17 protein-coding genes are annotated in these 24,850 nt (G+C 71.4%); 12 read left to right on the forward strand and 5 right to left on the reverse strand.

What is annotated here, in order from left to right:
* Both ABZ641_RS06730 and ABZ641_RS06735 read right to left on the reverse strand, forming a co-directional pair.
* Nucleotides 1-894 (reverse strand): PAC2 family protein (locus ABZ641_RS06730; protein WP_359979689.1); only part of this gene is annotated, 894 nt, incomplete at its 3' end.
* Nucleotides 895-1,052: 158 nt separating this feature from the next.
* Nucleotides 1,053-1,853 carry an SGNH/GDSL hydrolase family protein gene (locus tag ABZ641_RS06735; RefSeq protein ID WP_359979692.1) on the reverse strand — a complete coding sequence of 267 codons (801 nt, stop codon included), beginning with the start codon at nucleotides 1,851-1,853 and terminating at the stop codon, nucleotides 1,053-1,055.
* A 213-nt stretch (nucleotides 1,854-2,066) separates the two neighbouring features.
* On the opposite strand from ABZ641_RS06735, the gene ABZ641_RS06740 reads away from it, so the two are divergent.
* The 9 genes from ABZ641_RS06740 (at nucleotide 2,067) to ABZ641_RS06780 (ending at nucleotide 15,824) form a co-directional block, all read left to right on the forward strand.
* Nucleotides 2,067-3,080: a LacI family DNA-binding transcriptional regulator gene (locus tag ABZ641_RS06740; RefSeq protein ID WP_344621574.1), complete on the forward strand. Its 1,014-nt coding sequence runs from the start codon at nucleotides 2,067-2,069 to the stop codon at nucleotides 3,078-3,080.
* Between the two features lie 219 nt (nucleotides 3,081-3,299).
* Nucleotides 3,300-4,976, forward strand: a complete 1,677-nt coding sequence (locus ABZ641_RS06745) for a discoidin domain-containing protein (RefSeq protein ID WP_359979695.1) — start codon at nucleotides 3,300-3,302, stop codon at nucleotides 4,974-4,976.
* A gap of 191 nt (nucleotides 4,977-5,167) precedes the next feature.
* On the forward strand, nucleotides 5,168-9,460 hold the full coding sequence (locus tag ABZ641_RS06750) for a discoidin domain-containing protein (RefSeq protein WP_359979698.1): 4,293 nt from the start codon (nucleotides 5,168-5,170) through the stop codon (nucleotides 9,458-9,460).
* Between the two features lie 450 nt (nucleotides 9,461-9,910).
* On the forward strand, nucleotides 9,911-11,308 hold the full coding sequence (locus tag ABZ641_RS06755) for an extracellular solute-binding protein (RefSeq protein ID WP_344621577.1): 1,398 nt from the start codon (nucleotides 9,911-9,913) through the stop codon (nucleotides 11,306-11,308).
* Between the two features lie 79 nt (nucleotides 11,309-11,387).
* Complete coding sequence (locus tag ABZ641_RS06760) at nucleotides 11,388-12,332, forward strand: sugar ABC transporter permease (RefSeq protein WP_359979701.1); 945 nt, start codon at nucleotides 11,388-11,390, stop codon at nucleotides 12,330-12,332.
* A gap of 15 nt (nucleotides 12,333-12,347) precedes the next feature.
* Nucleotides 12,348-13,232, forward strand: coding sequence for a carbohydrate ABC transporter permease (locus ABZ641_RS06765; RefSeq protein WP_359979704.1), 885 nt, complete (start codon nucleotides 12,348-12,350; stop codon nucleotides 13,230-13,232).
* 32 nt (nucleotides 13,233-13,264) lie between these two features.
* Nucleotides 13,265-14,878 (forward strand): glycoside hydrolase family 13 protein, encoded by a 1,614-nt coding sequence (locus tag ABZ641_RS06770; protein ID WP_344621580.1) that lies wholly within the window; start codon nucleotides 13,265-13,267, stop codon nucleotides 14,876-14,878.
* Between the two features lie 35 nt (nucleotides 14,879-14,913).
* Nucleotides 14,914-15,276 (forward strand): DUF1304 domain-containing protein, encoded by a 363-nt coding sequence (locus tag ABZ641_RS06775; RefSeq protein ID WP_344621581.1) that lies wholly within the window; start codon nucleotides 14,914-14,916, stop codon nucleotides 15,274-15,276.
* Nucleotides 15,273-15,824, forward strand: coding sequence for a TetR/AcrR family transcriptional regulator (locus tag ABZ641_RS06780; RefSeq protein ID WP_359979707.1), 552 nt, complete (start codon nucleotides 15,273-15,275; stop codon nucleotides 15,822-15,824). Before ABZ641_RS06775 ends, ABZ641_RS06780 begins: the two co-directional genes overlap by 4 nt.
* A gap of 107 nt (nucleotides 15,825-15,931) precedes the next feature.
* Here the strand turns inward: ABZ641_RS06780 and ABZ641_RS06785 are convergent, their stop codons facing one another.
* Together ABZ641_RS06785 and ABZ641_RS06790 are read right to left on the reverse strand one after the other, a co-directional pair.
* Nucleotides 15,932-16,468 (reverse strand): GNAT family N-acetyltransferase, encoded by a 537-nt coding sequence (locus ABZ641_RS06785; RefSeq protein ID WP_359979710.1) that lies wholly within the window; start codon nucleotides 16,466-16,468, stop codon nucleotides 15,932-15,934.
* Between the two features lie 25 nt (nucleotides 16,469-16,493).
* Nucleotides 16,494-17,546 (reverse strand): hypothetical protein, encoded by a 1,053-nt coding sequence (locus ABZ641_RS06790; RefSeq protein ID WP_359979712.1) that lies wholly within the window; start codon nucleotides 17,544-17,546, stop codon nucleotides 16,494-16,496.
* A 156-nt stretch (nucleotides 17,547-17,702) separates the two neighbouring features.
* On the opposite strand from ABZ641_RS06790, the gene metH reads away from it, so the two are divergent.
* The 3 genes from metH (at nucleotide 17,703) to ABZ641_RS06805 (ending at nucleotide 24,008) form a co-directional block, all read left to right on the forward strand.
* A complete protein-coding gene (gene metH / locus ABZ641_RS06795; protein WP_344621585.1) occupies nucleotides 17,703-21,221 on the forward strand; it encodes a methionine synthase in 3,519 nt (1,172 codons plus the stop codon).
* Between the two features lie 160 nt (nucleotides 21,222-21,381).
* Complete coding sequence (locus tag ABZ641_RS06800; protein WP_344621586.1) at nucleotides 21,382-22,083, forward strand: HAD family phosphatase; 702 nt, start codon at nucleotides 21,382-21,384, stop codon at nucleotides 22,081-22,083.
* A gap of 320 nt (nucleotides 22,084-22,403) precedes the next feature.
* Nucleotides 22,404-24,008 carry an ABC transporter substrate-binding protein gene (locus ABZ641_RS06805; RefSeq protein ID WP_359979716.1) on the forward strand — a complete coding sequence of 535 codons (1,605 nt, stop codon included), beginning with the start codon at nucleotides 22,404-22,406 and terminating at the stop codon, nucleotides 24,006-24,008.
* 63 nt (nucleotides 24,009-24,071) lie between these two features.
* Here ABZ641_RS06805 and ABZ641_RS06810 read toward each other — a convergent pair whose 3' ends face one another.
* Nucleotides 24,072-24,743, reverse strand: a complete 672-nt coding sequence (locus ABZ641_RS06810; RefSeq protein WP_344621588.1) for a response regulator transcription factor — start codon at nucleotides 24,741-24,743, stop codon at nucleotides 24,072-24,074.
* Between the last annotated feature and the right edge of the window lie 107 nt (nucleotides 24,744-24,850).

Consider the following 24,850-nt stretch of genomic DNA (forward strand, 5'->3'; position numbering starts at 1 on the left):
GGGCTTGGACTCGGTGGCGTGGCCGGCGACGGGCTTCTCGCCGGTGGGGCCGAGGTTCTCGCGCCGCCGCAGGTACCGCTCGAACTCGCGGGCGATGGCGTCGCCGGACGCCTCCGGCAGTTCGGCGGTGTCCTGGGCCTCCTCCAGCTGCTGCACGTACTCGGCGACCTCGCTGTCCTCGGCGGCCAGCTGGTCCACCCCGAGCTGCCAGGCGCGGGAGTCCTCGGCCAGTTCGCCCGGCGGGATCCGCAGGTCGAGCATGTCCTCCAGCTTGTTGATCAGCGCCAGAGTGGCCTTGGGGTTGGGCGGCTGCGCCACGTAGTGCGGCACCGCGGCCCAGAGCGTCACGGCCGGCACCCCGGCGTGCGCGCAGGCCTCCTGCAGGACGCCGACGATGCCGGTCGGCCCCTCGTACTTGCTCTCCTCCAGGTCGAGCGTGCGGGCGAGCGCCGCGTCCGAGGTGACGCCGCTGACCGGGACGGGGCGGCTGTGCGGGGTGTCCCCGAGCAGGGCGCCGAGGATGACCACCAGCTCGACGCCCAGCTCGTGGGCGAAGCCGAGCAGCTCGTTGCAGTAGGAGCGCCAGCGCATGCTGGGCTCGATGCCGCGGACCAGCACGAGGTCCCGGGTCTTCGGCTCGTTCACCCGGACCACCGAGAGGCGGGTGGTCGGCCAGGTGATCCGGCGCACGCCGCCGTCCAGCCAGATGGTGGGGCGGTTGACCTGGAAGTCGTAGTAGTCCTCGGCGTCGAGCGCCGCGAACACCTTGCCGCCCCAGGTCTCGTCCAGGTGTCCGACGGCGGCCGAGGCGGCGTCGCCGGCGTCGTTCCAGCCCTCGAAGGCGCAGATCATCACCGGGTCGATCAACTCGGGAACGTCCTCCAGCTCGATCACCCAGCGTCTCCCTCCGTCGACCGGTGCCGCCCCCCTCCCGGTCCGTGGACCGGTGGCCGGCTGCCGGCCTGTCGAACCTCGCGTGGAACGCCCCGTTCCACGGTCCCTACCTGCCCAGCCTACGGGCTTTGATGCCTTCCCAGGCCGGAGTGGGAAGCCTATCCGAGCGCGGCGTCCGACACGCTCGGCAGGTAGCCGCCGGACTGCCCGGCGGCCTTCGGGTGGTACGACTCCCAGAGCGGCAGGGTGATCGGGTGGATCCACTCGTCCGGGCCGCCCCGGCACGCTCCGTGTCCGTCGAAGCCCGCCCGGACGTCGGCGAAGCGGAAGCCCTGCTTGGCGGACTGACGCTCGATCAGGTCGTCCAGCGCGTCGGTGAGGGCGTTGAAGCGGGCCCGGCGGGCCTCGGTGCCGATCAGGCAGGTCGCGGCGGTGCCGAGCAGGTGGGGGTAGCCGGTGACGACCACGCGGGCCGCGGGGGCCTTGGCGTCCAGGGCGCGGTACAGCGTGTCGAGGCGGCCCGGGAGCTCCTCGCGCAGCCGGCGCTCGGACTCGTCCAGGGCGGCGTCGCAGTGCGCGTCGGTGGTGAGCGGCTGCAGGCAGGCGACGACGGCGTCGCCGAAGCCCAGGTCGTTGCCGCCCACGGTGAGGGTGACGAGGGTGGTGTCGGCGGGCACCCGCGGGACCTGGTCGCGCTCCACGTCGGCGGTGGCGGCGCCGTTGCAGGCGGCGAAGAGGAAGTCGGCCGGCCCGTTCGCGGCCCGCCAGAGCTCCGGGTAGGAGCGGGTGGAGCGGCGGCAGCCGGCGCTCACCGGGTCGTAGGCCCCCGCGCCCACCCCGGCGGCGTAGGAGTCGCCGAGCGCCGCGTAGCGGGCGGCCGGGGCGGCGCCGGCCGGGGTCGCGGCGGGCAGCAGGAGCAGGGGAGCGGCGGTGAGGGCGGCGAGCAGCTGGGGGCGCACGGGGGTACTCCGGTTCTGCGGGGGAGGGAAGCCTGCGGGGGAGGGCCTGCGGGAGGGCCTGCGGGAGGGCCTGCGGGGGATCCGAAGGGCGGCGAGGGCGGCGCCGGATGACGTGCCGTCACGCATGGTAGTCATTCGCATGCGGAACGCGAGCGCGACAAGCTCTGCAAATTCACGCAAGCCGTTTGCGTTTTTTGCCGTACACTCGCAGCCATGACACGACGACTTGCCGAAGTGGCGAAGAAGGTCGGGGTGAGCGAGGCGACCGTCAGCCGGGTGCTGAACGAGAAGCCCGGCGTCTCCGAGGCGACCCGGGCCGCGGTGCTGACCGCGCTCGACGTGCTCGGCTACGAGCGCCCCACCCAGCTGCGCGGCGAGCGGGCCCGGCTGGTCGGCCTGGTCCTGCCGGAGCTGCAGAACCCGATCTTCCCCGCGTTTGCCGAGGTCGTCAGCGGTGCGCTGGCCGGCCAGGGCTTCACGCCGGTGCTCTGCACCCAGACCGCGGGCGGCGTCTCCGAGGCGGACTACGTGGACCTGCTGCTGGAGCAGCAGGTGTCCGGCATCGTGTTCTTCGGCGGCCTGTACGCCCAGGGCGACGCCCCGCACGAGCACTACGACCGGCTCGCCGAGCGCAGCCTGCCGACGGTGCTGCTCAACGCCGCCATCGAGGACCTGGACTTCCCCCGGGTGTCCTGTGACGACGCGGTCGCCGTCGAGCAGGCCGTCGGCCACCTGCACCAGTTGGGCCACCGCAAGATCGGCCTGGTGCTGGGCCCGGCCGACCACGTGCCCTCGCAGCGCAAGCTCGGCGCGGCCCGTGCGGCGCTGGCCAGGGCCGGTGTCGACCTGCCGGACGAGCACGTGGAGCAGGCCCTGTTCAGCCTGGAGGGCGGCCAGGCGGCGACCACCCGGCTGCTGCGCCAGGGCGTCACCGGCGTGGTCTGCGCGAGCGACCCGCTGGCGCTCGGGGCCGTCCGCGCGGTGCGCCGGGCGGGCCTGTCGGTGCCCGGCGACGTGTCGGTGATCGGGTACGACGACTCCTCGTTCATGATGTGCACCGACCCGCCGCTGACCACGGTGCGCCAGCCCATCGAGGCGATGGGGCGGGCGGCCGTCGAGCTGCTGGTGGGTGAGATCGCCGGGGTGAAGGTGACCCACGACGAGCTGCTCTTCGAGCCGGAGCTGGTGGTCCGGGGGTCCACCGCCCCGATGCGCGACCGGGGTTGACGACCCGGGAGGAATCCTTGCAACCCATCCCCTGACGGACCGTCGGACCAAGGGCGGGCACTTCGGTGCCCGCCCTTTTCGTGTGCCCGCATGCGGTGCGATCCGTTGACATGCCTGTAGCACCTCTGTAACTCTTGGCTGCCATCGCGCAAAACTCAAACAGATCAACGTCAGATTCGCGATTCCTTCTGCAACTTCCCCCCACGAAGGCAGGACCCCATGGGAATCTCGCGCCGCTCGCTCCTCCTGACGGCAGCCGCCGCCTCGACGGCCGGACTGCTGCCGGCCGCGTCCGCCCGCGCGGCCGGCAGCCCGCCCGGGGACGTCGTCGGCAGGATCACCGTCGGCTACCAGGGCTGGTTCGCCTGCCCCGGGGACGGCGCCCCGATCAACGGCTGGTGGCACTGGTCCCAGGACTGGTCGCACGCGCCGTCCCCCGGCAACAACGCCCTGCGGGCCTGGCCGGACATGCGCGAGTACACCGCCGGCCACCGCACGGCCTACGGCCCGCTCGGCGACGGCACCCCCGCCGTGCTGTTCTCCTCCTACGACCAGCAGACCGTCGACACGCACTTCCGCTGGATGCGCGAGTACGGCTGCGACACCGCCGCCCTCCAGCGGTTCAACCCCAACGGCGGCGAGGGCGCCACCCGCGACGCCGTGACCGCGAAGGTGCGCAGCGCCGCGGAGGCCAACGACCGGAAGTTCTACGTGATGTACGACGTCAGCGGCTGGACGTCGATGCAGGAGGAGATCAAGGCCGACTGGACGGACCGGATGTCCCGGCACACCGCCTCGACCGCCTACGCCCGGCAGAACGGCATGCCGGTGGTCGGGATCTGGGGGTTCGGCTTCGCCGACGCCAACCACCCCTGGAGCCCGGCCGCCTGTCTGGACGTCGTCACCTGGTTCCGGGCCCGCGGCTGCTACGTGACGGGCGGGGTGCCGACGTACTGGCGCACCGGTGTCAACGACTCCCGGCCCGGCTACCTGGACGTCTACCACGCCTTCCACATGATCTCGCCGTGGATGGTCGGCCGGATCGGCACCACCGCCGACGCCGATCGGTTCCTCACGAACGTGCAGCAGGGCGACCAGGCCGACTGCAACGCCCGCGGCATCGACTACCAGCCGTGCGTGCTGCCCGGTGACGTCTCCGAACGCCAGCGCGCGCACGGCGACTTCATGTGGCGGCAGTTCTACAACACCGTCCGGCTCGGCGCGCAGGGCCTGTACATCTCCATGTTCGACGAGTTCAACGAGGGCAACCAGATCGCCAAGACGGCGGAGAGCGCGGCGATGCTGCCCGCCGGCTCCGGCCTGCTCGCCCTCGACGAGGACGGCACCGCCTGCTCCTCCGACTACTACCTGAGGCTCACCGCCGACGGCGGCCGGATGCTCAAGGGGCAGCTCGCCCTGACCCCCGTCCGGCCCACCCCGCCCACCACCGGCGGCACCACCCCGCCGCCGCCCGCCGGGGACCTCGCACTGCGCCGGCCGACCGCCGAGAGCAGCCACACCCAGGTCTACGGCAGCGGCAACGCCGTCGACGGCGACTTCGACTCGTACTGGGAGAGCGCCAACAACGCCCTCCCGCAGTGGATCCAGGTCGACCTGCAGACGGTGTACCCCGTCCGGCGCCTGGTCCTCGCGGTGCCGCCCGCCCCGGCGTGGGCCGCCCGCACCCAGACGGTCGCCGTGCTCGGCTCCACCGACGGCACCGCCTTCACCACCCTGGCCGGCGCCGCCGGGTACCGCTTCGACCCGGCCACCGGCAACACCGCCGGGCTCACCCTGCCCGCCGCCGTGCAGACCCGGTACCTCCGGCTGCAGTTCACCGGCAACACCGGCTGGCCGGCCGGGCAGCTCTCCGCGCTGCAGGTCTTCGCCCAGTAGCGCCCGTCCGGCCGGAACACCGGCGCCCGCGCACCGCCGCGGGGAGGACGGACCCACCACAGACCTCGGGCCGCCGCACACCCGGCGGCCCGATCCGGGGCATGCCCCGGCGCACCCCGAGGGGTGCTCGCGCGGCGGAGCCGGGGGCCGCCACGCCGCGCACGCCATGACATCCGAGACAGAGGGACGCAATGAGATCCAACCGCACACTGCCGCGGCTCGGCGCCGCGACGGTCGCGACCGGACTGCTGCTGATGGTGATCGGGCCGGTCGTACCGGCCCACGCCGCCGGCGGTCCGAACCTCGCGGCCGGCAAGACCGTGACCGCCAGCAGTTCCACCGGTGTCCAGGTGGTCGGCAACGTCAACGACGGCAGCCAGGAGACCTACTGGGAGTCGGCCAACAACGCGCTGCCGCAGTGGGTCCAGGTCGACCTGGGCAGCCCCGCCGCGATCGACCAGGTGGTGCTGAAGCTGCCGGCGGGCTGGGGATCCCGGGACGAGACGCTGACCCTGCTGGGCTCCACCGACGGCTCGAACTTCTCCACCGTCCTCGGCTCCGCCGCCCAGTCCTTCGACCCGGGCGCCGGCAACACCGTCCGGCTGAACTTCGCCTCCACGACCACCCGTTTCGTGCGGGTGAGCGTCACCGCGAACACCGGCTGGCCGGCCGCCCAGATCTCCGAGCTGGAGGTGTACGGCTCGACCAGCGCCTCCGGCAACCTCGTCCGCTCGGCCACCGCCAGCAGCGCCAACGGCGCCTACACGGCGAACAACGCGGCCGACGGCAACACCGGCACCTACTGGGAGAGCGCCAACAACGCCTTCCCGCAGTGGTACCAGGCCGACCTCGGCTCCGCCGTGCCGGTCAACAAGCTGGTGCTGCGGCTGCCCTCCGGCTGGGAGACCCGCAGTGAGACGCTGAAGGTCCAGGGCTCCACCGACGGCAGCAACTTCACCGACCTGGTCGCCTCCGCCGCCTACACCTTCAACCCGGCCACCGGGAACAGCGCGACGATCAACCTGAGCACGACCACCACCCGGTACGTGCGCCTCTCGTTCACCGCCAACAGCGCCTGGCCGGCCGCCCAGCTCTCCGAGTTCGAGGTGTACGGCCCGAGCAGCGGCGACACCCAGGCGCCCGGCGCGCCCGGCAGCCTGGCGTACACCCAGCCGGCCTCCGGCCAGATCAAGCTGACCTGGAACGCGGCCACCGACAACGTGGGCGTCACCGGCTACGACGTCTACGCCAACGGCGAGTTGCTGACCAGCGTGGCCGGGAACGTGCTGACCTACACCGACAGCCGCCCGGACAGCGCGACCGTCTCGTACTACGTCAAGGCGAAGGACGCGGCGGGCAACCAGTCCGCGGCCAGCAACACCGTCACCCGCACCGGCCAGAGCGGCGACACCCAGGCGCCCAGCGCGCCCGGCGGCCTGGCCTACACCCAGCCCGGCTCCGGCCAGATCAAGCTGACCTGGACGGCCTCCTCCGACAACGTGGGCGTCAGCGGCTACGACGTGTACGCCAACGGCTCGCTGAAGGCCAGCGTCGGCGGCTCGGTGCTGACCTACACCGACAGCCAGCCGGACACCGCGACCGTCTCCTACTACGTCAAAGCCAAGGACGCGGCGGGCAACCAGTCCGACTCCAGCAACACGGTGATCCGCACCGGCCAGACCGGCGGCAACGGCACCAACCTGGCGGCGGGCAAGCCGATCACGGCCAACTCCTCCGTCTACTCCTTCGTGGCGACCAACGCCAACGACAACGACGTCACCAGCTACTGGGAGGGCGCGGGCGGCAGCTACCCCAACACCCTCACCGTGGCACTGGGTTCGAACGCCGACACCCAGCAGGTGGTGCTCAAGCTCAACCCGGCCTCGGCCTGGGGCGCCCGCACCCAGACCATCGAGGTGCTGGGCCGCGAGCAGAGCAGCTCGACCTTCACCACGCTGGTCGCCGCGAAGCCGTACGGCTTCGACCCGGCCTCCGGCAACACGGTGACCATCCCGGTCGGCGCCCGGGTCGCCGACGTCCAGCTGAAGATCACCAGCAACACCGGCTCCAGCGCCGGCCAGGTCGCCGAGTTCCAGGTGGTCGGCGTGCCCGCCCCCAACCCGGACCTGACCGTCACCGGCACCACCGTCTCCCCGGCCAGCCCGGTCGAGACCGACGCCCTGACCCTCGCCACCACGGTGAAGAACCAGGGCAACGCCGCCTCCGCCGCCACCTCGGTCAACCTGTACCTGGGCTCCACCAAGGTCGGCACCGCCCAGGTCGGCGCGCTCGCCGCGGGTGCCTCCAGCACCGTCAACGTGAGCGTCCCGGCGCAGAACGCGGGCAGCTACCAGCTCACCGCCAAGGTCGACGAGTCCAACGCCGTCATCGAGCAGGACGAGACCAACAACACCTGGACGGCGGCGAGCGACCTGGTGGTCAACCAGGTGGCCAGCTCCGACCTGGTGGCCGCGCCGGTCTCCTGGTCGCCGTCCAACCCGGCGGCCGGCAACGCGGTCAACTTCACCGTGGCGATCAAGAACCAGGGCACCTCGGCGGCCGCCTCCGGCGCCCACGGGATCACCCTGACCGTGCTCGACGCCCAAGGCAACGCCGTCAAGACGCTGACCGGCTCCTACAGCGGCGCGATCGCCCCCGGCGCCACCACCTCCCCGGTGTCGCTGGGCAGCTGGACGGCCGTCAACGGCAAGTACACGGTGAAGACGGTCATCGCCACCGACGCCAACGAGCTGCCGGTCAAGCAGGCCAACAACACCAGCAGCCAGGGCCTGTACATCGGCCGCGGCGCCAACATGCCCTTCGACACCTACGAGGCCGAGGACGGCGTGCTGGGCGGCGGGGCGGCCGTGGTCGGCCCGAACCGCACCATCGGCGACCTGGCCGGCGAGGCCTCCGGCCGCAAGGCCGTGACGCTCAACTCGACCGGCTCCTCGGTGGAGTTCACCACCAAGGCGGCCACCAACACGCTGGTCACCCGCTTCTCGATCCCGGACAGTGCGAGCGGCGACGGCACCAACGCCACGCTGAACGTCTACGTCGACGGCACCTTCCTCAAGGCGATCGACCTGACGTCCAAGTACGCCTGGCTGTACGGCAGCGAGACCGCGCCCGGCAACTCGCCCGGCTCCGGCGGGCAGCGGCACGTCTACGACGAGGCCAACCTGCTGCTCGGCACCACCGTGCCGGCCGGTCACAAGATCAAGCTGCAGAAGGACCCGGCCAACACCAGCCAGTACGCGATCGACTTCGTGAGCCTGGAGCAGGCCACCCAGATCGCCAACCCGGACCCGGCGAAGTACGTCGTCCCGACCGGCTTCACCCACCAGGACGTGCAGAACGCCCTGGACAAGGTCCGGATGGACACCACCGGCACCTACGTCGGCGTCTACCTGCCCGCGGGCGACTACCAGACCGCCAACAAGCTCCAGGTCTACGGCAAGGCGGTCAAGGTCGTCGGCGCAGGCCCCTGGTTCACCCGGTTCTACGCGCCCGCCTCGCAGAGCAACACCGACGTCGGCTTCCGCGCCGAGGCCACCGCGAACGGCTCGACCTTCTCGGGCTTCGCGTACTTCGGCAACTACACCTCGCGGATCGACGGCCCCGGCAAGGTGTTCGACTTCTCCAACGTCGCGAACATCACGATCGACAACATCTGGACCGAGCACATGGTCTGCATGTACTGGGGTGCCAACACCGACAGCATGCGGATCACCAACTCGCGGATCCGCGACACCTTCGCCGACGGCATCAACATGACCAACGGCTCCACCGACAACCTCATCTCGAACAACGAGGCGCGGGCCACCGGTGACGACTCCTTCGCGCTGTTCTCCGCCATCGACGCCGGCGGCGCCGACGAGAAGAACAACGTCTTCGAGAACCTCACCACCATCCTGACCTGGCGTGCGGCGGGCATCGCGGTGTACGGCGGCTACGCCAACACCTTCCGCAACATCTACATCGCGGACACCCTCTGCTACTCCGGCGTGACCATCTCGTCGCTGGACTTCGGCTACCCGATGAACGGCTTCGGCGCCTCGCCCACGACGAACCTGCAGAACATGACGATCGTCCGGTCCGGCGGCCACTTCTGGGGCCAGCAGGTCTTCCCGGCGATCTGGGTCTTCTCGGCCTCCAAGGTCTTCCAGGGCATCCGCGTGAGCGACGTCGACATCGTCGACCCGACCTACAGCGGCATCATGTTCCAGACCAAGTACACCGGCAGCCAGCCGGAGAACCCGGTGAAGGACACCGTCTTCACCAACGTCTCGATCACCGGCGCCAAGAAGAGCGGCGACGCCTTCGACGCCAAGTCCGGCTACGGCGTCTGGGCCAACGAGATGCCCGAGGCGGGCCAGGGCCCGGCGGTGGGTGAGGCGGTCTTCAACAACCTCACCATGAGCGGCAACTTCAAGGACATCCAGAACACCACGTCCACCTTCAAGATCACCGTCAACCCGTAACGATTGCGCAAACGAAGCAGGGCGGGCGCCCATCGGCCCGCCCTGCTTCGGCGTTTCCTGCAGCCGCTTGCGGGCCCTGCGGGCCGCTTGCGCGGATGGTTGCGCAACCCGGTGCCACCAGGCCCGGCAAGGGCTTCCGGGGCTCCGTGGGGGGTCTTTCGGCAGGTGGCGGGCGGGGCGCGGCGACCATGCGACCGCCAGACCGGTCACGCAAACCTGCGTTGTCAGTGTCGTCTTTTTGCGAAATCCAGTCGACATCTTGTGGACATCTGTCGAGGCTGGTTAAGTAGTCGACACCGGCCGGCGCTGCTGCCAGACACAGCGACCGTGCCCCGGCCTCGCACGCTTCCCCGGCTCCCGGACGTCTTCCGGGGCCGGCCCCCCACCGGAAATCCACGGGCACCCCCGCGCCCAGGCGCAGCCCACACGTGCTTGAAAGGGTCCATCCGCATGACCAGAGACCGGCTCCTCCGCAGAACCGTCGCCCTCGCCGCCGCCGCGGGCCTCGCCCTCACCGCTGCCGCGTGCTCCTCCGGCTCCGACACCGGCAACTCCGGGGACTCCGGCAAGCCCGCGGCCAGTGCCTCCCTCGACCCGAACACCAAGGTCACCATCAGCATCGACTGCCAGCCGCCGACCACCAAGCCGGCCGAGCGCAAGCAGTGGTCCGAGGACGTCGCGGCGTTCAACAAGCTCTACCCGAACGTCACGATCAACGCGAAGGACGCCTCCCCCTGCGAGGAGCCGGCCTCCTTCACCGCGCAGCTCAAGGGCAAGACCCAGCCGGACGTCTTCTACACGTACTTCACCGACCTGGACCAGGTGCTCGACGCCGACCAGGCCGAGGACATCTCGGCCTACGTCAACGAGCAGACGGTGCCCGCGCTCAAGGACATCGACCCGTCCGTCATGAAGACCCTGACCTCGGAGGGCAAGCTCTACGGTCTGCCCACCACCAACTACAAGATGGGCCTGCTGTACAACCGCAAGCTCTTCAAGCAGGCCGGCCTCGACCCGGAGAAGCCGCCGACCACCTGGGCCGAGATCCGCGAGGCCGCCAAGAAGATCGCGGCGCTCGGCAACGGCGTCAACGGCTACGGCGACTACAGCGCCACCAACCAGGGCGGCTGGCACTTCACCGCCGAGCTCTACGGCCTCGGCGGCTCGATGACCACCGAGGACGGCAAGAAGGCCGCCTTCAACACGCCCGAGGGCAAGCAGGTCCTGCAGAACCTGTACGACATGCGCTGGACCGACAACACCATGGGCGCCACCCAGAGCCTCAAGTGGCCCGACCTGATGACCCAGATGTCGACCGACAAGCTCGGCATGTACGTCGGCGCGCCGGACGACATCACCTACATGGTGCAGACCCTCAAGGGCAACTACGAGGACTACGGCATGGGCCCGATGCCCGGCGGCAAGGGCGCCCTGCTCGGCGGCGCCGACTACATGTTCAAGAAGGGCTCCACCCCGGACCAGATCAAGGCCGGCATCGCCTGGGTCAACTTCAAGTGGCTGACCATGGGCAAGGGCCAGTTCGACTACGCCCGCACCAAGGCCGACGGCCTGCCGGTCGGCCTGCCGCAGCCCTTCCTGTTCGGCGGCTCCACCCTGGACGCCGACAACAAGGCCAAGGCCGCCAGCGCCACCGTCCCGGTGCAGAACTACGCGCCGTACCTGGCCACTTCGGTGCCCGGCAAGACCGAGCCCGCCAACGCCCAGCAGATCTACAAGGTCCTCGACGGCGCCGTCTCGGCCGTCCTGACCGACAAGAACGCCAACGTCGACAAGCTGCTCTCGGACGCCGAGAGCCAGGTCAACCAGGTGCTGGCCAACCTCCAGTGACGGCCGGTGGGGGCCGGCCGGCGGGCCGGCCCCCACGCACGCCCGAGCCACACCCTCCGACCGACCGGGAGTAACCCCCATGGCAGCGATCAGCGTCTCCGCCCGCCGGAAGACCGAGCCACCGGCGCACGCCGATCCCTCGCAGGGCCGCGCCGCCCTCCGTCAGCGCATCCGCAGGCACCTCACCGGCCATGGCTTCCTGCTCGGTGCCCTGCTCTGCTTCGCGTACTTCTCGTGGTACCCGATGGTCCGCGAAGTGATCATGAGCTTCCAGAAGACCAAGCGCGGAAGGACCACCTGGGTCGGCACGGAGAACCTGGACCGCATCTTCGCGGACCCGGACTTCTGGCACGCCTGGCGCAACACCCTGCTGTTCACGGTGCTCGCCCTGGTGCTCGGCTTCGCGGTGCCGTTCGTCGTCGCCGTCCTGCTGAACGAGCTCCGCCACGCCAAGGCCTACCTGCGGATCCTGGTCTACCTGCCGGTGATGCTCCCTCCGGTCGCCTCGGTGCTGCTCTTCAAGTACTTCTACGACCCCGGCTACGGCCTGTTCAACGCGATCCTCAAGGCGCTCCACCTGCCGACCTCGGCCTGGCTCAACTCGCCCACCACGTCCATGCTCTCGGTCGTCATCGCGGCCACCTGGATGAACATGGGCGGCGCCACCCTGATCTACCTGGCGGCCCTGCAGGGCATCCCGGGCGAGCTCTACGAGGCCGCCGAACTCGACGGCGCCGGCCTGCTGCGCCGGATCTGGCACGTCACGATCCCGCAGACCCGGCTGATCCTCTCGCTGCTCCTGCTGCTGCAGATCGTCGCCACCATGCAGGTCTTCGTCGAGCCCTACCTGCTGACCGGCGGCAACGGCCCGCAGAACTCGACGCTGACCGTCGTCAACCTCATCTACCAGTACGCCTTCAGCTTCAACAACTACGGCAGCGCCTCGGCGCTCGGCCTGGTCATGCTGCTCGTACTCGCCGGCTTCTCCGCGCTGTACGTGCGCCTGAGCCGCACCAACGACTAGGACGGGAGCACCGCCATGGCAGACACCTCCACCCGTACCCTGATCTCCGAGACGCAGCTGAACCGCCCGTTCGGCAAGGCGGTCTACCGGACCGTCCTCGTCCTGGTGGTCGTGGCATTCACCCTGGTCTTCCTCGGCCCGCTCTACTGGCTGGTGACCGGCGGACTGAAGTCCACCCAGGAGGTCATCCAGAGCCCGCCGACCTTCTACCCGCACCAGGTCCACACCGACACGTACACCGAGGCGTGGTCCAAGCTCAACATGGGCCGGCTGCTCTTCAACACGCTGTACTACGCGTTCGGGGCGCTCGCCTTCCAGCTGGTCTTCGACGTGGCCGCGGCCTACGCGCTCTCCAAGCTGCGGCCCGTCCTCGGCAACCTGATCCTCGGCATGATGCTGGCGACGCTGATGATCCCGTCCACCGTGCTGATCGTGCCGCAGTACCTCACCGTGCTGGACCTGCCGCTGCTGCACCTCAACCTGATCAACACCCCGTGGGCGATCTGGCTGCCCACCGTGGCGAACGCCTTCAACATCTTCCTGCTGAAGCGCTTCTTCGACTCGGTGCCGGAGGAGCTGATGGCCGCCGCCGCCATCGACGGCGCGTCGCCGCTGCGGGCGCTGTGGTCGATCGTGCTGCCGATGTCCCGGCCGATCCTCGGCGTGGTTTCCATCTTCGCGGTGGTGAACGTCTGGAAGGACTTCCTGTGGCCGCTGCTGGTCCAGCCGGACCCGAAGAACCAGCCGCTCAACATCGGCATCAACTCGCTGTCCATCGGCGTGCCGCAGAACGTCGTGATCGCCGCCCTGGCCATCGCCTCGGTGCCGACCATCGTGTTCTTCCTGATCTTCCAGCGCAACATCATGGCCGGCCTGACCTCGGGCGGGCTCAAGGGCTGACGGCCCGTCATTTCTCGAAAGGACTACCCACCGTGGTACAGCAGCCCGACCGCCGGGACTGGTGGCGAGACGCGGCGATCTACCAGGTCTACCCGCGCAGCTTCGCCGACGGCAACGGCGACGGCACCGGTGACCTGGCGGGGATCCGCGCCCGGCTCCCGTACCTCGCCGAACTCGGCTTCGACGCCGTCTGGTTCAACCCCTGGTACCCCTCCCCGCTGAAGGACGGCGGCTACGACGTCGCCGACTACCGCGCCATCGACCCGGTCTTCGGCTCCCTGGAGGAGGCCGAGAAGCTGATCGCGGAGGCCCGCGACCTCGGCATCCGCACCGTCGTGGACATCGTGCCCAACCACGTGTCCGACCGGCACCCGTGGTTCCGGGCGGCCCTCGCGGCCGGCATCGGCAGCCCCGAGCGCGACCTCTTCCACTTCACCGAGGGCCGCGGAGAGCACGGCGAACTGCCGCCCAACGACTGGAAGTCGGAGTTCGGCGGCTGCCCGTGGACGCGGATCGAGGACGGGCAGTGGTACCTCCACCTGTTCGCCACCGAGCAGCCCGACCTCAACTGGGCGCACCCGCTGGTCCGCCGGGAGCACGAGGAGATCCTGCGCTTCTGGTTCGACCGCGGCGCCGCCGGCGTGCGGATCGACTCGGCCGGCCTGCTGACCAAGGAGCCGGGCCTGCCCGACTTCGAACCCGGCGTCGACACCCACCCGTTCGTCGACCGCGACGACCTGCACGAGATCTACCGCTCCTGGCGGGCGATCGCGGACTCCTACGAGGAGCCGCGCGTCCTGATCGGCGAGATCTGGGTGCCGGACACCGAGCGGTTCGCCCGCTACCTGCGCCCGGACGAGCTGCACACCGCCTTCAACTTCGACTTCCTGGCCCGCCCGTGGTCGGCCGCCGAACTGCGCGCCTCGATCGACGGCACGCTGGCCGCGCACGCCCCGGTCGGCGCCCCGGCCACCTGGGTGCTCGCCAACCACGACGTCACCCGCACCGTCACCCGCTACGGCCGCGAGGACACCCGCTTCCAGTTCGCCACCAAGCGCTTCGGCACCCCGACCGACCCGGACCTGGGCCTGCGCCGGGCGCGCGCCGCCGCACTGCTCTCGCTGGCGCTGCCCGGCTCGCTCTACCTCTACCAGGGCGAGGAGCTCGGCCTGCCCGAGGTCGAGGACCTGCCGCTCGGCAGCCTGCAGGACCCGATGCACTTCCGCTCGGGCGGCACCGACCCCGGCCGCGACGGCTGCCGCGTCCCGATCCCGTGGTCCGGCACCCTGCCGCCGTACGGCTTCGCACCCGACGGTGCCGAGCCCTGGCTGCCGCAGCCGGCCGGCTGGGGCGCGCTCACCGTGGCGGCGCAGACCGGCGACCCGGACTCGATGCTGGAGCTCTACCGCGCCGCGCTGCGGATCCGCCGCGAGCGGATCACCGGCGGCTTCGACTGGCTGCCCTCCGGCCCGGAGGTGCTGGCCTTCCGGCGGGCCGGAGGGTTCGGCTGCCTGGTGAACCTCGGCGAGCAGCCGGTGCCGCTGCCCGAGGGCGCCCGTCCGGTGCTCAGCAGCGGAGCCCTCGCGGAGGGCGGGCTGCCGTCCGACACCGCGGTGTGGCTGGAGTTCCTGGACACTCGTCTATGATTGATGGACAGGTGTCCATGAAATCGGAGTGATCCATGCAAACGGCGGCGAACGTCCTGGTCGGCCTGGTGGCCGCACTGCACGCGTACATCCTGGTGCTGGAGATGTTCCTCTGGGAGCGCTCCCCGGGCCGGAGCCTCTCCGGCTTCGACGCCGGCCTCGCGAAGGCGACCGCGCCGCTCGCCGCCAACCAGGGCCTCTACAACGGCTTCCTGGCGGCCGGCCTGGTCTGGGGCCTGATCGCCGCCGACCCGGTCGGCCACGACGCCCAGGTCTTCTTCCTGAGCTGCGTCGTGGTCGCCGGCCTGTACGGCGGCGCCACCGCCAACCGGCGGATCCTGGTCGCCCAGGCCCTGCCCGGAGCCGTCGCCCTCGCCGCCGTACTGGCCGCCGGATGAACGACCCCCGCGCCGAGCGCACCAGGGCCGCCCTGCGCGGCGCACTGCTCGCCGAGTGCGGCGAACGGCCCCTGGCCGAGGTGAGCGTCTCGGCCGTGGTCCGCCGCGCGGGCCTCGGCCGGGCCACCTTCTACCTGCACTACGAGGACCTGCGGGCGCTCGCCGTCGACGCCTGCGGGGAGGTGGTCGAGGCCGCCGTCGACGCCCTGCACGACTGGCGCGGCCCGGTCGACCCGGCGGCGCCGCCCGCCGCGCTCACCGCCTTCCTGGCGGACGCCGCCGGGCACGCCGCCCTCTACCGGGGCCTGCTCGACCCGGGCGGCGGCGGCCCGCTCGGCGACCTCATGCACAGGCGACTGCGGGAGCGCAGCCGCACCGAACGCGAACGGGCCGGCGCCCCGCACGCCGACACGGTGGCCTCCGCGGTCGCCGCGGCCTTCACCGGCCTGCTCGCCGACTGGCTGCACGACCTGATCGCCGCCGACCCGCCCACCTTCGCCGGCCGGGTCTGGCGCCTGCTGATCGCCCTGCACAGCACCCCGCTGTGACGCCACGGGGGCGCGTGGGGGCACCTCCCGGCCGGAGGCCGGGGGAGGACTGCGCGATCCGGGGTGGCTGGCGATGCGGGATCGGGAAAGCCGGCCAGGGGCGCCTGCTACGGCAGGTTGCGGGCCCAGATCCAGTCGAGGCCGTCCTCGCCGATCTCGTCCAGGTGGGCGGCGCGGGTCAGGCCGGCCTTCTCGGCGACGCGCTGGGAGGCCAGGTTCTCCGGGCGTATCCGGGCGATCAGCGGCAGCCGCGGCAGCTCCCGGCCGGCCCAGGCGACGACCGCGGTGGCGGCCTCGCCGGCCACGCCCCGGCCCCAGCAGGCCGGGTCGAAGCGGTAGAAGAGGTTGAGCCCGCGCAGCCCGCCCAGCACGGTGGGCTTCACCCCGCAGAAGCCGAGCGGCTGCTCCGCCCCGCGGCCGCGCACCACCCAGTACCCGAAGCCGCTGCGCTGCCACCGCTCGTCCCAGCGCCGGTACAGCCACTCGGCCTCGGCCCTGGTGCGCAGCGCGTCGGAGGGGTTGTGCCGGCAGGTCCGCGGGTCGCGGTGGACGGCCAGGATCGCCGCCACGTCCGTCGGGACCGGCCGCCGCAGGACGAGGTGATCGGTCGTCAGTTCCGCTGCGTCCAGGGCCGGTTCGGTCATGGCCGCAGCCTAACCCGGGCGGCGCTCAGCGGCACCAGCCGTTGCGGTAGGCGTTCCAGTCGGCCGGGGTGGCGGTGAAGTCGACGTACAGCGCGAGGCCGAAGGACTGCCGTCCGCTGCGGCCGAGGGCGAGCCGGGCGCCGCGGACGGCCGCCGCGACGGTCTCGGCGGAGCCGCGGTGGCCGAAGTCGTCCTGCCAGTACGCGGGCAGGCCCATCAGCAGGTCCACCGAGTCCGGGGTGGCGGCCAGCGCGAGTTCGGTCTGCCGGGCGACGTAGCCGCCGTACAGCGACTCCAGCGGCATCCCGGTGTCGTAGCTCATCACCGCGATCTGGTCGACCCGCCGGGCGACGTCGGCGAAGTACTCCTTCGACCACCACTTGCCGTGGTCGGCGACCGCGAGTCCGACCCGGTGCAGCCCGGGGACGGGGTCGATCTGCGGGGCTGCGACGGAGAGCGGCACCCCGGAGGCCGCGGTGAGCGGGCGGACCTGGTCGAGCAGGGCGAGGAAGCCGGCCGACCCCGAGCGGACGGGTTCGAGGTCGAAGTGCACGCCCTCGAACCCGAGGGCCAGGGTCTGCACGGTGGCGACGGTGATCCGGGTCCGGACCTCGGGCCGGTCCAGGTGGAGGCCGTCCTTCTCCGGGGCGACCACGTCGCCGAGCCAGGCCTGCACCCGCAGGCCGGGCAGCCGGCGGTGGACGCCGTCCAGGAACCACCGGGCCTGCGGGGCGAGCGCGGGGTCGAGCGAGCCGTCGTGCGCGAGCGGCCCGGTGTGCACGTACAGGTCGTGGACGCCGGTGCCGGCGAGGCGGGCGGCGAGTGCGGTGAGGTCGGCGTCGGTGCGCCGCCCGTCCACCCAGGCGTGGCCGAGCCAGAGGGCGTCGCGGTCCCGCGTCCTGGCCTCGGCGGACGGTTCGCCCACGTACTGGAGGCGGAGGGCGGCGGCGGCGCCGCCCACCGGAAGGAGCAGCAGGCCGAGGACGGCGAGGACGGCGACGGTGAGCCGCCGTCGCCTGCTCCGTCCGGGCCGCAGCCTGTGCAGCCACGCCGCCGGCGCGGTGATCCTCCGTGGCACCCGGCCCCTCCCGTCCCGTCCGTTCAGGTGGACAGGACGCCCAGGATGCGGAACGGGTTCCGTCGCCGGGCAGGTGTCCGGATACCCTGACGGCGTGCATCCCCGAACCAGGAGGGGACGCATAGCCGACAGCCGTCGCACCCAGGGAGTCGCCCCATGGCCACAGCCGTCCCCTCGTCCGCCGCAGCCGCCGCCCACCAGGAGCGTGCGAACGCCCTCCGCGAAGCCCTCGCCACCCGCGTCGTGGTGGCCGACGGCGCGATGGGCACGATGTTGCAGGCGCAGGACCCGACCCTGGAGGACTTCCAGCAGCTGGAGGGCTGCAACGAGATCCTCAACGTCACCCGCCCGGACATCGTGCGCTCGGTCCACGACGCGTACTTCGCCGTCGGCGTGGACTGCGTGGAGACCAACACCTTCGGCGCCAACCACGCCGCGCTCGGCGAGTACGAGATCGCCGACCGCATCGTCGAGCTGTCCGAGGCCGGCGCGAGGATCGCCCGCGAGGCGGCCGACGAGTTCACCGCCCGGGACGGCCGGACCCGCTGGGTGCTCGGCTCGATCGGCCCCGGCACCAAGCTGCCGACCCTGGGCCACACCACCTTCGAGGTGATCCGCGAGGGCTTCCGGCAGAACGCGGCCGGCCTGATCGCCGGCGGCGCCGACGCCCTGCTGATCGAGACCAGCCAGGACCTGCTGCAGACCAAGGCGTCCGTGCTGGGCGTCAAGCAGGCGCTCGCCGAGGCGGGCCTGGACCTGCCGGTGCTCGCCCAGGTGACGGTGGAGACCACCGGCACCATGCTGCTCGGCTCGGAGATCGGTGCGGCGCTGACCGCCCTGGAGCCGCTGGGCATCGACTACATCGGCATGAACTGCGCCACCGGCCCCGCCGAGATGAGCGAGCACCTGCGCTACCTGGCGAAGAACGCCAAGGTCGGCCTCTCCTGCATGCCCAACGCCGGCCTGCCCGTCCTCGGCAAGGACGGCGCGCACTACCCGCTGAGCCCCGAGGAGCTGGCGGACGCCCACGAGACCTTCGTGCGCGAGTACGGCCTGTCGCTGGTCGGCGGCTGCTGCGGCACCACCCCCGAGCACCTGCGGCACGTGGTCGAGCGCGTCCAGGGCCGCCCGGTGGTGGCCCGCGACCCGAAGCCGGAGGCGGCCGCCGCCTCGCTCTACCAGTCGGTGCCCTTCCGTCAGGACCTCTCCTACCTGGCGATCGGCGAGCGCACCAACGCCAACGGCTCCAAGAAGTTCCGCGAGGCGATGCTCGCCGAGGACTGGCAGGCCTGCGTGGAGATCGCCCGCGACCAGATCCGGGACGGCTCCCACCTGCTCGACCTGTGCGTCGACTACGTCGGCCGGGACGGCGTCGCCGACATGCGGGAGGTCGCCACCCGGCTGGCGACCGCCTCGACCCTGCCGCTGGTGCTGGACTCCACCGAGCCGGAGGTGCTGCGGGCCGGCCTGGAGGCGCTCGGCGGCCGCGCGGTGCTCAACTCGGTCAACTACGAGGACGGCGACGGCCCCGAGACCCGCTTCGGCAGGATCGCCTCGCTCGCCCGCGAGCACGGCGCCGGCCTGATCGCGCTGACCATCGACGAGGAGGGCCAGGCCCGCACCGCCGACAAGAAGGTCGCCATCGCCGAGCGGCTGATCGAGCAGCTCACCACCGAGTACGGCATCGACGAGTCGTCGATCCTGGTCGACTGCCTCACCTTCACCCTGGGCACCGGCCAGGAGGAGTCCCGCCGGGACGGCATCGAGACCGTCGAGGCGATCCGCGAGCTGAAGCGCCGCCGCCCGCAGGTGCAGACCACGCTCGGCCTGTCCAACATCTCCTTCGGCCTCTCGCCGGCCGCCCGCGTGGTGCTGAACTCGGTCTTCCTGCACGAGTGCGTGGAGGCCGGCCTGGACTCGGCGATCGTGCACGCCTCCAAGATCCTGCCGATCGCGCGGATCCCCGAGGAGCAGCGCGAGGTCGCGCTGGACCTGGTGTACGACCGCCGCCGGGACGGCTACGACCCGCTGCAGCGCCTGCTGGAGCTGTTCGAGGGCGTCTCCTCGGCCTCGGTGAGGGCGTCCAAGGCGGAGGAGCTGGCGGCGCTGCCGCTGGAGGAGCGCCTGCAGCGGCGGATCGTCGACGGCGAGCGCAACGGCCTGGAGGCCGACCTGGACGAGGCGCTGACGGCCCGTCCGGCCCTGGAGATCATCAACGACACGCTGCTGGCCGGCATGAAGGTGGTCGGCGAGCTGTTCGGCTCCGGCCAGATGCAGCTGCCGTTCGTGCTGCAGTCCGCCGAGGTGATGAAGTCCGCGGTGGCCCACCTGGAGCCGCACATGGAGAAGTCCGACTCGGAGGGCAAGGGCACCATCGTGCTCGCCACCGTGAAGGGCGACGTCCACGACATCGGCAAGAACCTGGTCGACATCATCCTGTCGAACAACGGCTACAACGTTGTCAACCTCGGTATCAAGCAGCCGGTCTCGGCGATCCTGGAGGCGGCGCAGGAGCACCGGGCGGACGTCATCGGCATGTCCGGACTGCTGGTCAAGTCCACGGTGATCATGAAGGAGAACCTGGAGGAGCTGAACCAGCGCGGCCTGGCCGCCGACTTCCCGGTGATCCTCGGCGGCGCCGCGCTCACCCGCGCCTACGTCGAGCAGGACCTGCACGAGGTCTACCAGGGCGAGGTCCGCTACGCCCGGGACGCCTTCGAGGGCCTCAAGCTGATGGACGCGCTGGTCGCGGTCAAGCGCGGCGTGCCCGGTGCGGCCCTGCCGGAGCTGCGGCAGCGCCGGCACGCCCGGGTCGAGGTGGAGGAGGTCGAGGAGGTCAACCTCGGCCAGGTCCGCTCCGACGTGGCCGTCGACAACCGGGTGCCGGTGCCGCCGTTCTGGGGCGACCGGATCGTCAAGGGCATCCCGTTCGCGGACTACGCCTCCTGGCTGGACGAGGACGCGCTGTTCAAGGGCCAGTGGGGCCTGAAGGCCTCGCGCACCGGCGACGGCCCCTCGTACGAGGAGCTGGTGGAGACCGAGGGCCGGCCGAGGCTGCGGATGTGGCTGGACCGGCTGCAGACCGAGGGCTGGCTGGAGCCCGCCGTGATCTACGGCTACTTCCCGGCCAACTCCAAGGGCGACGACCTGATCGTCCACAACGAGGACGGCTCCGAGCGGACCCGGTTCACCTTCCCGCGGCAGCGCCGCGGCCGCCGGCTCTGCCTGGCCGACTTCTTCCGCCCGGAGGACTCCGGCGAGCGGGACGTGGTGGCGCTGCAGGTGGTCACCATGGGCAACCGGGTCTCCGAGGCCGCGAACGAGCTGTTCGCCGCCAACGCCTACCGCGACTACCTGGAGCTGCACGGCCTGTCGGTGCAGCTGGCCGAGGCGCTCGCCGAGTTCTGGCACGCCCGGGTCCGCTACGAGCTCGGCTTCGGCGACGAGGACCCGCAGGACGTCCGCGACATGTTCGCCCTGAAGTACCGCGGCGCCCGCTTCTCGCTGGGCTACGGGGCCTGCCCGGAGCTGGAGGACCGCGCCAAGATCGCCGAGCTGCTGAAGCCCGAGCGGATCGGCGTGGTGCTCTCCGAGGAGTTCCAGCTGCACCCCGAGCAGTCCACCGACGCCATCGTCATCCACCACCCCGAGGCGAAGTACTTCAACGCCAGGTAACCCGTCCGCTGCGCTCCGTTCGGCACATTTCCGGTCGGCGGGCGTATCCTGAATGATCCTGAACGGGCCGGTCCGCTCACAAGCGGGCCGGCCTGTGCCATCCCCGGCCCCGCCCGGCCACCCGTGCGGACGGGACCCCACCCGGCGAAGGGACCATGCCATGACGACCATCTCGACCCTCACCGAGAGCCTCGGCGGGACCGGCGGCGGCCTGCAGGCCGTGCTGCTCGACATGGACGGCACGCTCGTCGACACCGAGGACTTCTGGTGGCAGGCCGAGGCGTCGCTCTTCGCCGAGTTCGGCCACGTCCTCGACGAGGCCGACCGCGCCCACGTCGTCGGCGGACCGATGACCCGCGTCATCGACTACCTGCTCTCCCGGACGGCCGTGCCGCACACCCCGGCCGAGCTGACCGTCCTGATCAACCAGCGCTTCGTCGACCTGCTGGCCGGCGGCGTGCCGCTGATGCCCGGCGCCGAACGGCTGCTCAACACCCTGGCCGCGCACGGCGTCCCCGCCGCCCTGGTCTCCGCCTCGCACCGGCACGTCATCGACATCGTGCTGCGCAGCCTCGGCGCCCACCACTTCGCCTTCTCGGTGGCCGGCGACGAGGTGCCGCGCACCAAGCCGCACCCCGACCCGTACCTCACCGCCGCCGCCCGGCTCGGCGCCGACCCGGCCCGCTGCGTGGTCATCGAGGACGCCCCGACCGGGGTGCTCGCCGCCGAGGCCGCCGGCTGCCAGGTCATCGCGGTGCCCTCGGTCGCCGCCATCGAGCCCGCCCCCGGACGCACCGTCCTCGGCTCGCTGGAGCAGGTCGATCTGGAGCTGCTGCACGCGCTGATCGCCGCCCGGGTGTGAGTTCGCTCTCTTTTCCGTGCGGTGCCGCTCTCTGGCTGCGGCGCCCCGGCGACGGACCGTGCTGGGCCTGACGGAGAAAACGGACATCGGGTGACAGAACGCCGGTCTGCGGGGACCGGCGGGAGCCCCGGGAACCCGGCCCTCGCGCACGCGTGCGAGGCGGTGCGTGGTCGATATGGCACGCTACTTCCGGTCATTCCCCGAAAAGGGGACCAACGGACCGTCGCAGCCGCGCCCGCCACCCTGGGTCGCGGCCCGTGACGGCACCCTACCGGCGCCTCCCCACAAGCCCGGCCGCACGGAGAAGGAATCCATCCCGCATGTCTTCAGCCCACCGCCTGGCCGTGCTCGGCTGCGCCGTCATGGTCGCGTCCTCGGCCGCCGGCTGCGCCTCCGCGACCAAGGCCGTCACCGGCAAGGACTCGCCGTCCACGATCACCATGGGCACCACCAACGTGACCAGCGTGCTCGACCCGGCCGGTGCCTACGACGCCGGTTCCTGGCTGGTGCTGAACAACACCTTCCAGTCGCTGCTGAGCTTCCCGCCCGGCGCGACCGTGCCGCAGCCGGAGGCCGCGCAGTCCTGCGGCTTCACCGGCGGTGACGCGATCACCTACGCGTGCACCCTGCGCAGCGGGCTGAAGTTCTCCAACGGCCACGCGCTGACCAGCGAGGACGTCGTCTTCTCGGTCCAGCGGATGCTGAAGATCAACGACCCGAGCGGCCCCGCCTCGCTGCTCTCCACCATCAAGTCCGTCGAGGCCAAGGGCCAGGACAAGGTGGTCTTCCACCTCAAGGCCCCGGACGCCGTCCTCCCGGCGAAGCTCGCCTCGGCGGCCGGCTCGATCGTCGACCACCAGGTCTTCCCGGCCGACGCGCTGCTCGCCAACGACAAGCTGGTCGGCTCCGGCCCGTACAAGATCGACTCGATCGCCACCATCGAGGGCGGCGAGAACCCGGGCAAGGTCTCCCTCTCCGCCAACAGCGAGTACAAGGGCGACAACAAGCCGACCAGCGGCAAGTTCGCGCTGCGCTACTTCAACGCACCGGACGAGCTGAAGAGCGCGCTGGAGAAGGGCGAGGTCGACCTCGCCGACAACAGCCTGGAGCCCTCGGCCGGCGCCAAGATCAAGGACGACCAGATGGCCGGCAAGGGCGACCTCAAGGTCGCCGAGGGCGAGAGCGCCGAGACCCGCTACCTGGTCCTCAACACCAAGGACGCCGTCACCGGCAACCCGGCCGTCCGCCAGGCGGTCGCCCAGCTGATCGACCGCAAGGCGCTCTCCCGCACGGTGTACGCCAACACCGTCCAGCCGCTGTACTCGCTGGTGCCGGCCGGCATCACCGGGCACAACACCTCCTTCGCGGACCGCTACGGCGACCCGAGCGTCGACAAGGCGAAGAAGATCCTCTCCAACGCGAAGATCTCCACCCCGGTCAAGATCACCCTGACCTGGTCGCGCGCCCGGGCCGGCGCCGCCGAGATGGAGCAGATCAAGAAGGACCTGGAGAACGGCGGCGTCTTCCAGGTCGACATCAAGCAGGAGCCCGACTGGAAGAAGTACCAGGAGGGCTGGAAGGCCGGCAGCTACCAGGCGTACACCGTCGGCTGGACCCCCGACTACGCCGACCCGGACAACTTCGTCAGCCCGATCGTGGTCGACGGCGGCGCCTTCCACAACGGCTGGGACGACCCGCGGATCAGCGGCAAGCTGGTGCCCGCCAGCATCAAGCTGACCGACCGCTCCGCCGGCGGCGCCTACGGCCAGATCCAGAACATCGTCGCCGAGGGCGTCCCGGTGATCCCGCTGTTCCAGGCCAAGTCCTTCTACGCCTCGCGCAACGACATCACCGGCGTCGACGGCACCGTCGACACCACCGGGATCTTCCGCTTCTGGGAGATCGGCCGCAACGGCACCAAGTGACCGAACGGCGACGGCCCGCCCCCTCCGCAGCGGAGGAGGCGGGCCGTCGCCGCACCCGGCGGCTCACATCGAGCCGGGGCGCACCAGACCCGACTCGTACGCGTACACCGCGGCCTGCACCCGGTCGCGCAGCTGCAGCTTCGTCAGCACGTGGCCGACGTGCGTCTTCACCGTCGTCTCGCTGACGAACAGCTCGGCGGCGATCTCCGCGTTCGACAGGCCGCGGGCGACCAGCCGCAGCACCTCCACCTCGCGCTCGGTCAGCGCGCCCAGCGCCTGCGGCGGCGCCTCCTCGCCGGAGGGCAGCTTGGTGGCGTACATGTCCAGCAGCCGGCGGGTCACCGACGGCGCCAGCATCGCCGCACCGTCCGCGACCACCCGGATCGCCTGCACCAGCTCCTCCGCCGGCACGTCCTTCAGCAGGAAGCCGCTGGCCCCCGCGCGCAGCGCCTCGACCACGTACTCGTCCAGGTCGAAGGTGGTCAGCACCAGCACCTTCGCCGGGCCGTCCCGCCCCGGACCGGCGATCCGCCGGGTCGCCTCCACCCCGTCCATCCGCGGCATCCGGATGTCCATCAGGACCACGTCCGGCTGCAGCGCCCGGACCTGCTCCAGCGCCTGCTGGCCGTCCCCGGCCTCCCCGACCACCACCAGGTCGGACTCGGCCTCCAGGATCATCCGGAAGCCGGTGCGCAGCAGCGGCTGGTCGTCGACCAGCAGCACTCGGATCGTCACCTACGACTCCTTGCTCACCATGAGATCCCCCGTGGGATCGTCGTCGGTCGTTCTCCGCACCGGAACCGGCAGCGGGTACGGCGGGGGAGTGCCCCCGAACTCCGGGC

It is taken from the genome of Kitasatospora sp. NPDC007106 (genome assembly GCF_040634455.1).
Classification (GTDB): domain Bacteria; phylum Actinomycetota; class Actinomycetes; order Streptomycetales; family Streptomycetaceae; genus Kitasatospora; species Kitasatospora arboriphila.

Bases quoted from the DNA above. Each gene is read 5' to 3' on its own strand.
- ABZ641_RS06740 (WP_344621574.1), top strand. From the start codon at position 2,067: ATGACACGACGACTTGCCGAAGTGGCGAAGAAGGTCGGGGTGAGCGAG.
- ABZ641_RS06745 (WP_359979695.1), top strand. From the start codon at position 3,300: ATGGGAATCTCGCGCCGCTCGCTCCTCCTGACGGCAGCCGCCGCCTCG.
- ABZ641_RS06750 (WP_359979698.1), top strand. From the start codon at position 5,168: ATGAGATCCAACCGCACACTGCCGCGGCTCGGCGCCGCGACGGTCGCG.
- ABZ641_RS06755 (WP_344621577.1), top strand. From the start codon at position 9,911: ATGACCAGAGACCGGCTCCTCCGCAGAACCGTCGCCCTCGCCGCCGCC.
- ABZ641_RS06760 (WP_359979701.1), top strand. From the start codon at position 11,388: ATGGCAGCGATCAGCGTCTCCGCCCGCCGGAAGACCGAGCCACCGGCG.
- ABZ641_RS06765 (WP_359979704.1), top strand. From the start codon at position 12,348: ATGGCAGACACCTCCACCCGTACCCTGATCTCCGAGACGCAGCTGAAC.
- ABZ641_RS06775 (WP_344621581.1), top strand. From the start codon at position 14,914: ATGCAAACGGCGGCGAACGTCCTGGTCGGCCTGGTGGCCGCACTGCAC.
- ABZ641_RS06780 (WP_359979707.1), top strand. From the start codon at position 15,273: ATGAACGACCCCCGCGCCGAGCGCACCAGGGCCGCCCTGCGCGGCGCA.
- ABZ641_RS06785 (WP_359979710.1), bottom strand. From the start codon at position 16,468: ATGACCGAACCGGCCCTGGACGCAGCGGAACTGACGACCGATCACCTC.
- metH (WP_344621585.1), top strand. From the start codon at position 17,703: ATGGCCACAGCCGTCCCCTCGTCCGCCGCAGCCGCCGCCCACCAGGAG.
- ABZ641_RS06800 (WP_344621586.1), top strand. From the start codon at position 21,382: ATGACGACCATCTCGACCCTCACCGAGAGCCTCGGCGGGACCGGCGGC.
- ABZ641_RS06805 (WP_359979716.1), top strand. From the start codon at position 22,404: ATGTCTTCAGCCCACCGCCTGGCCGTGCTCGGCTGCGCCGTCATGGTC.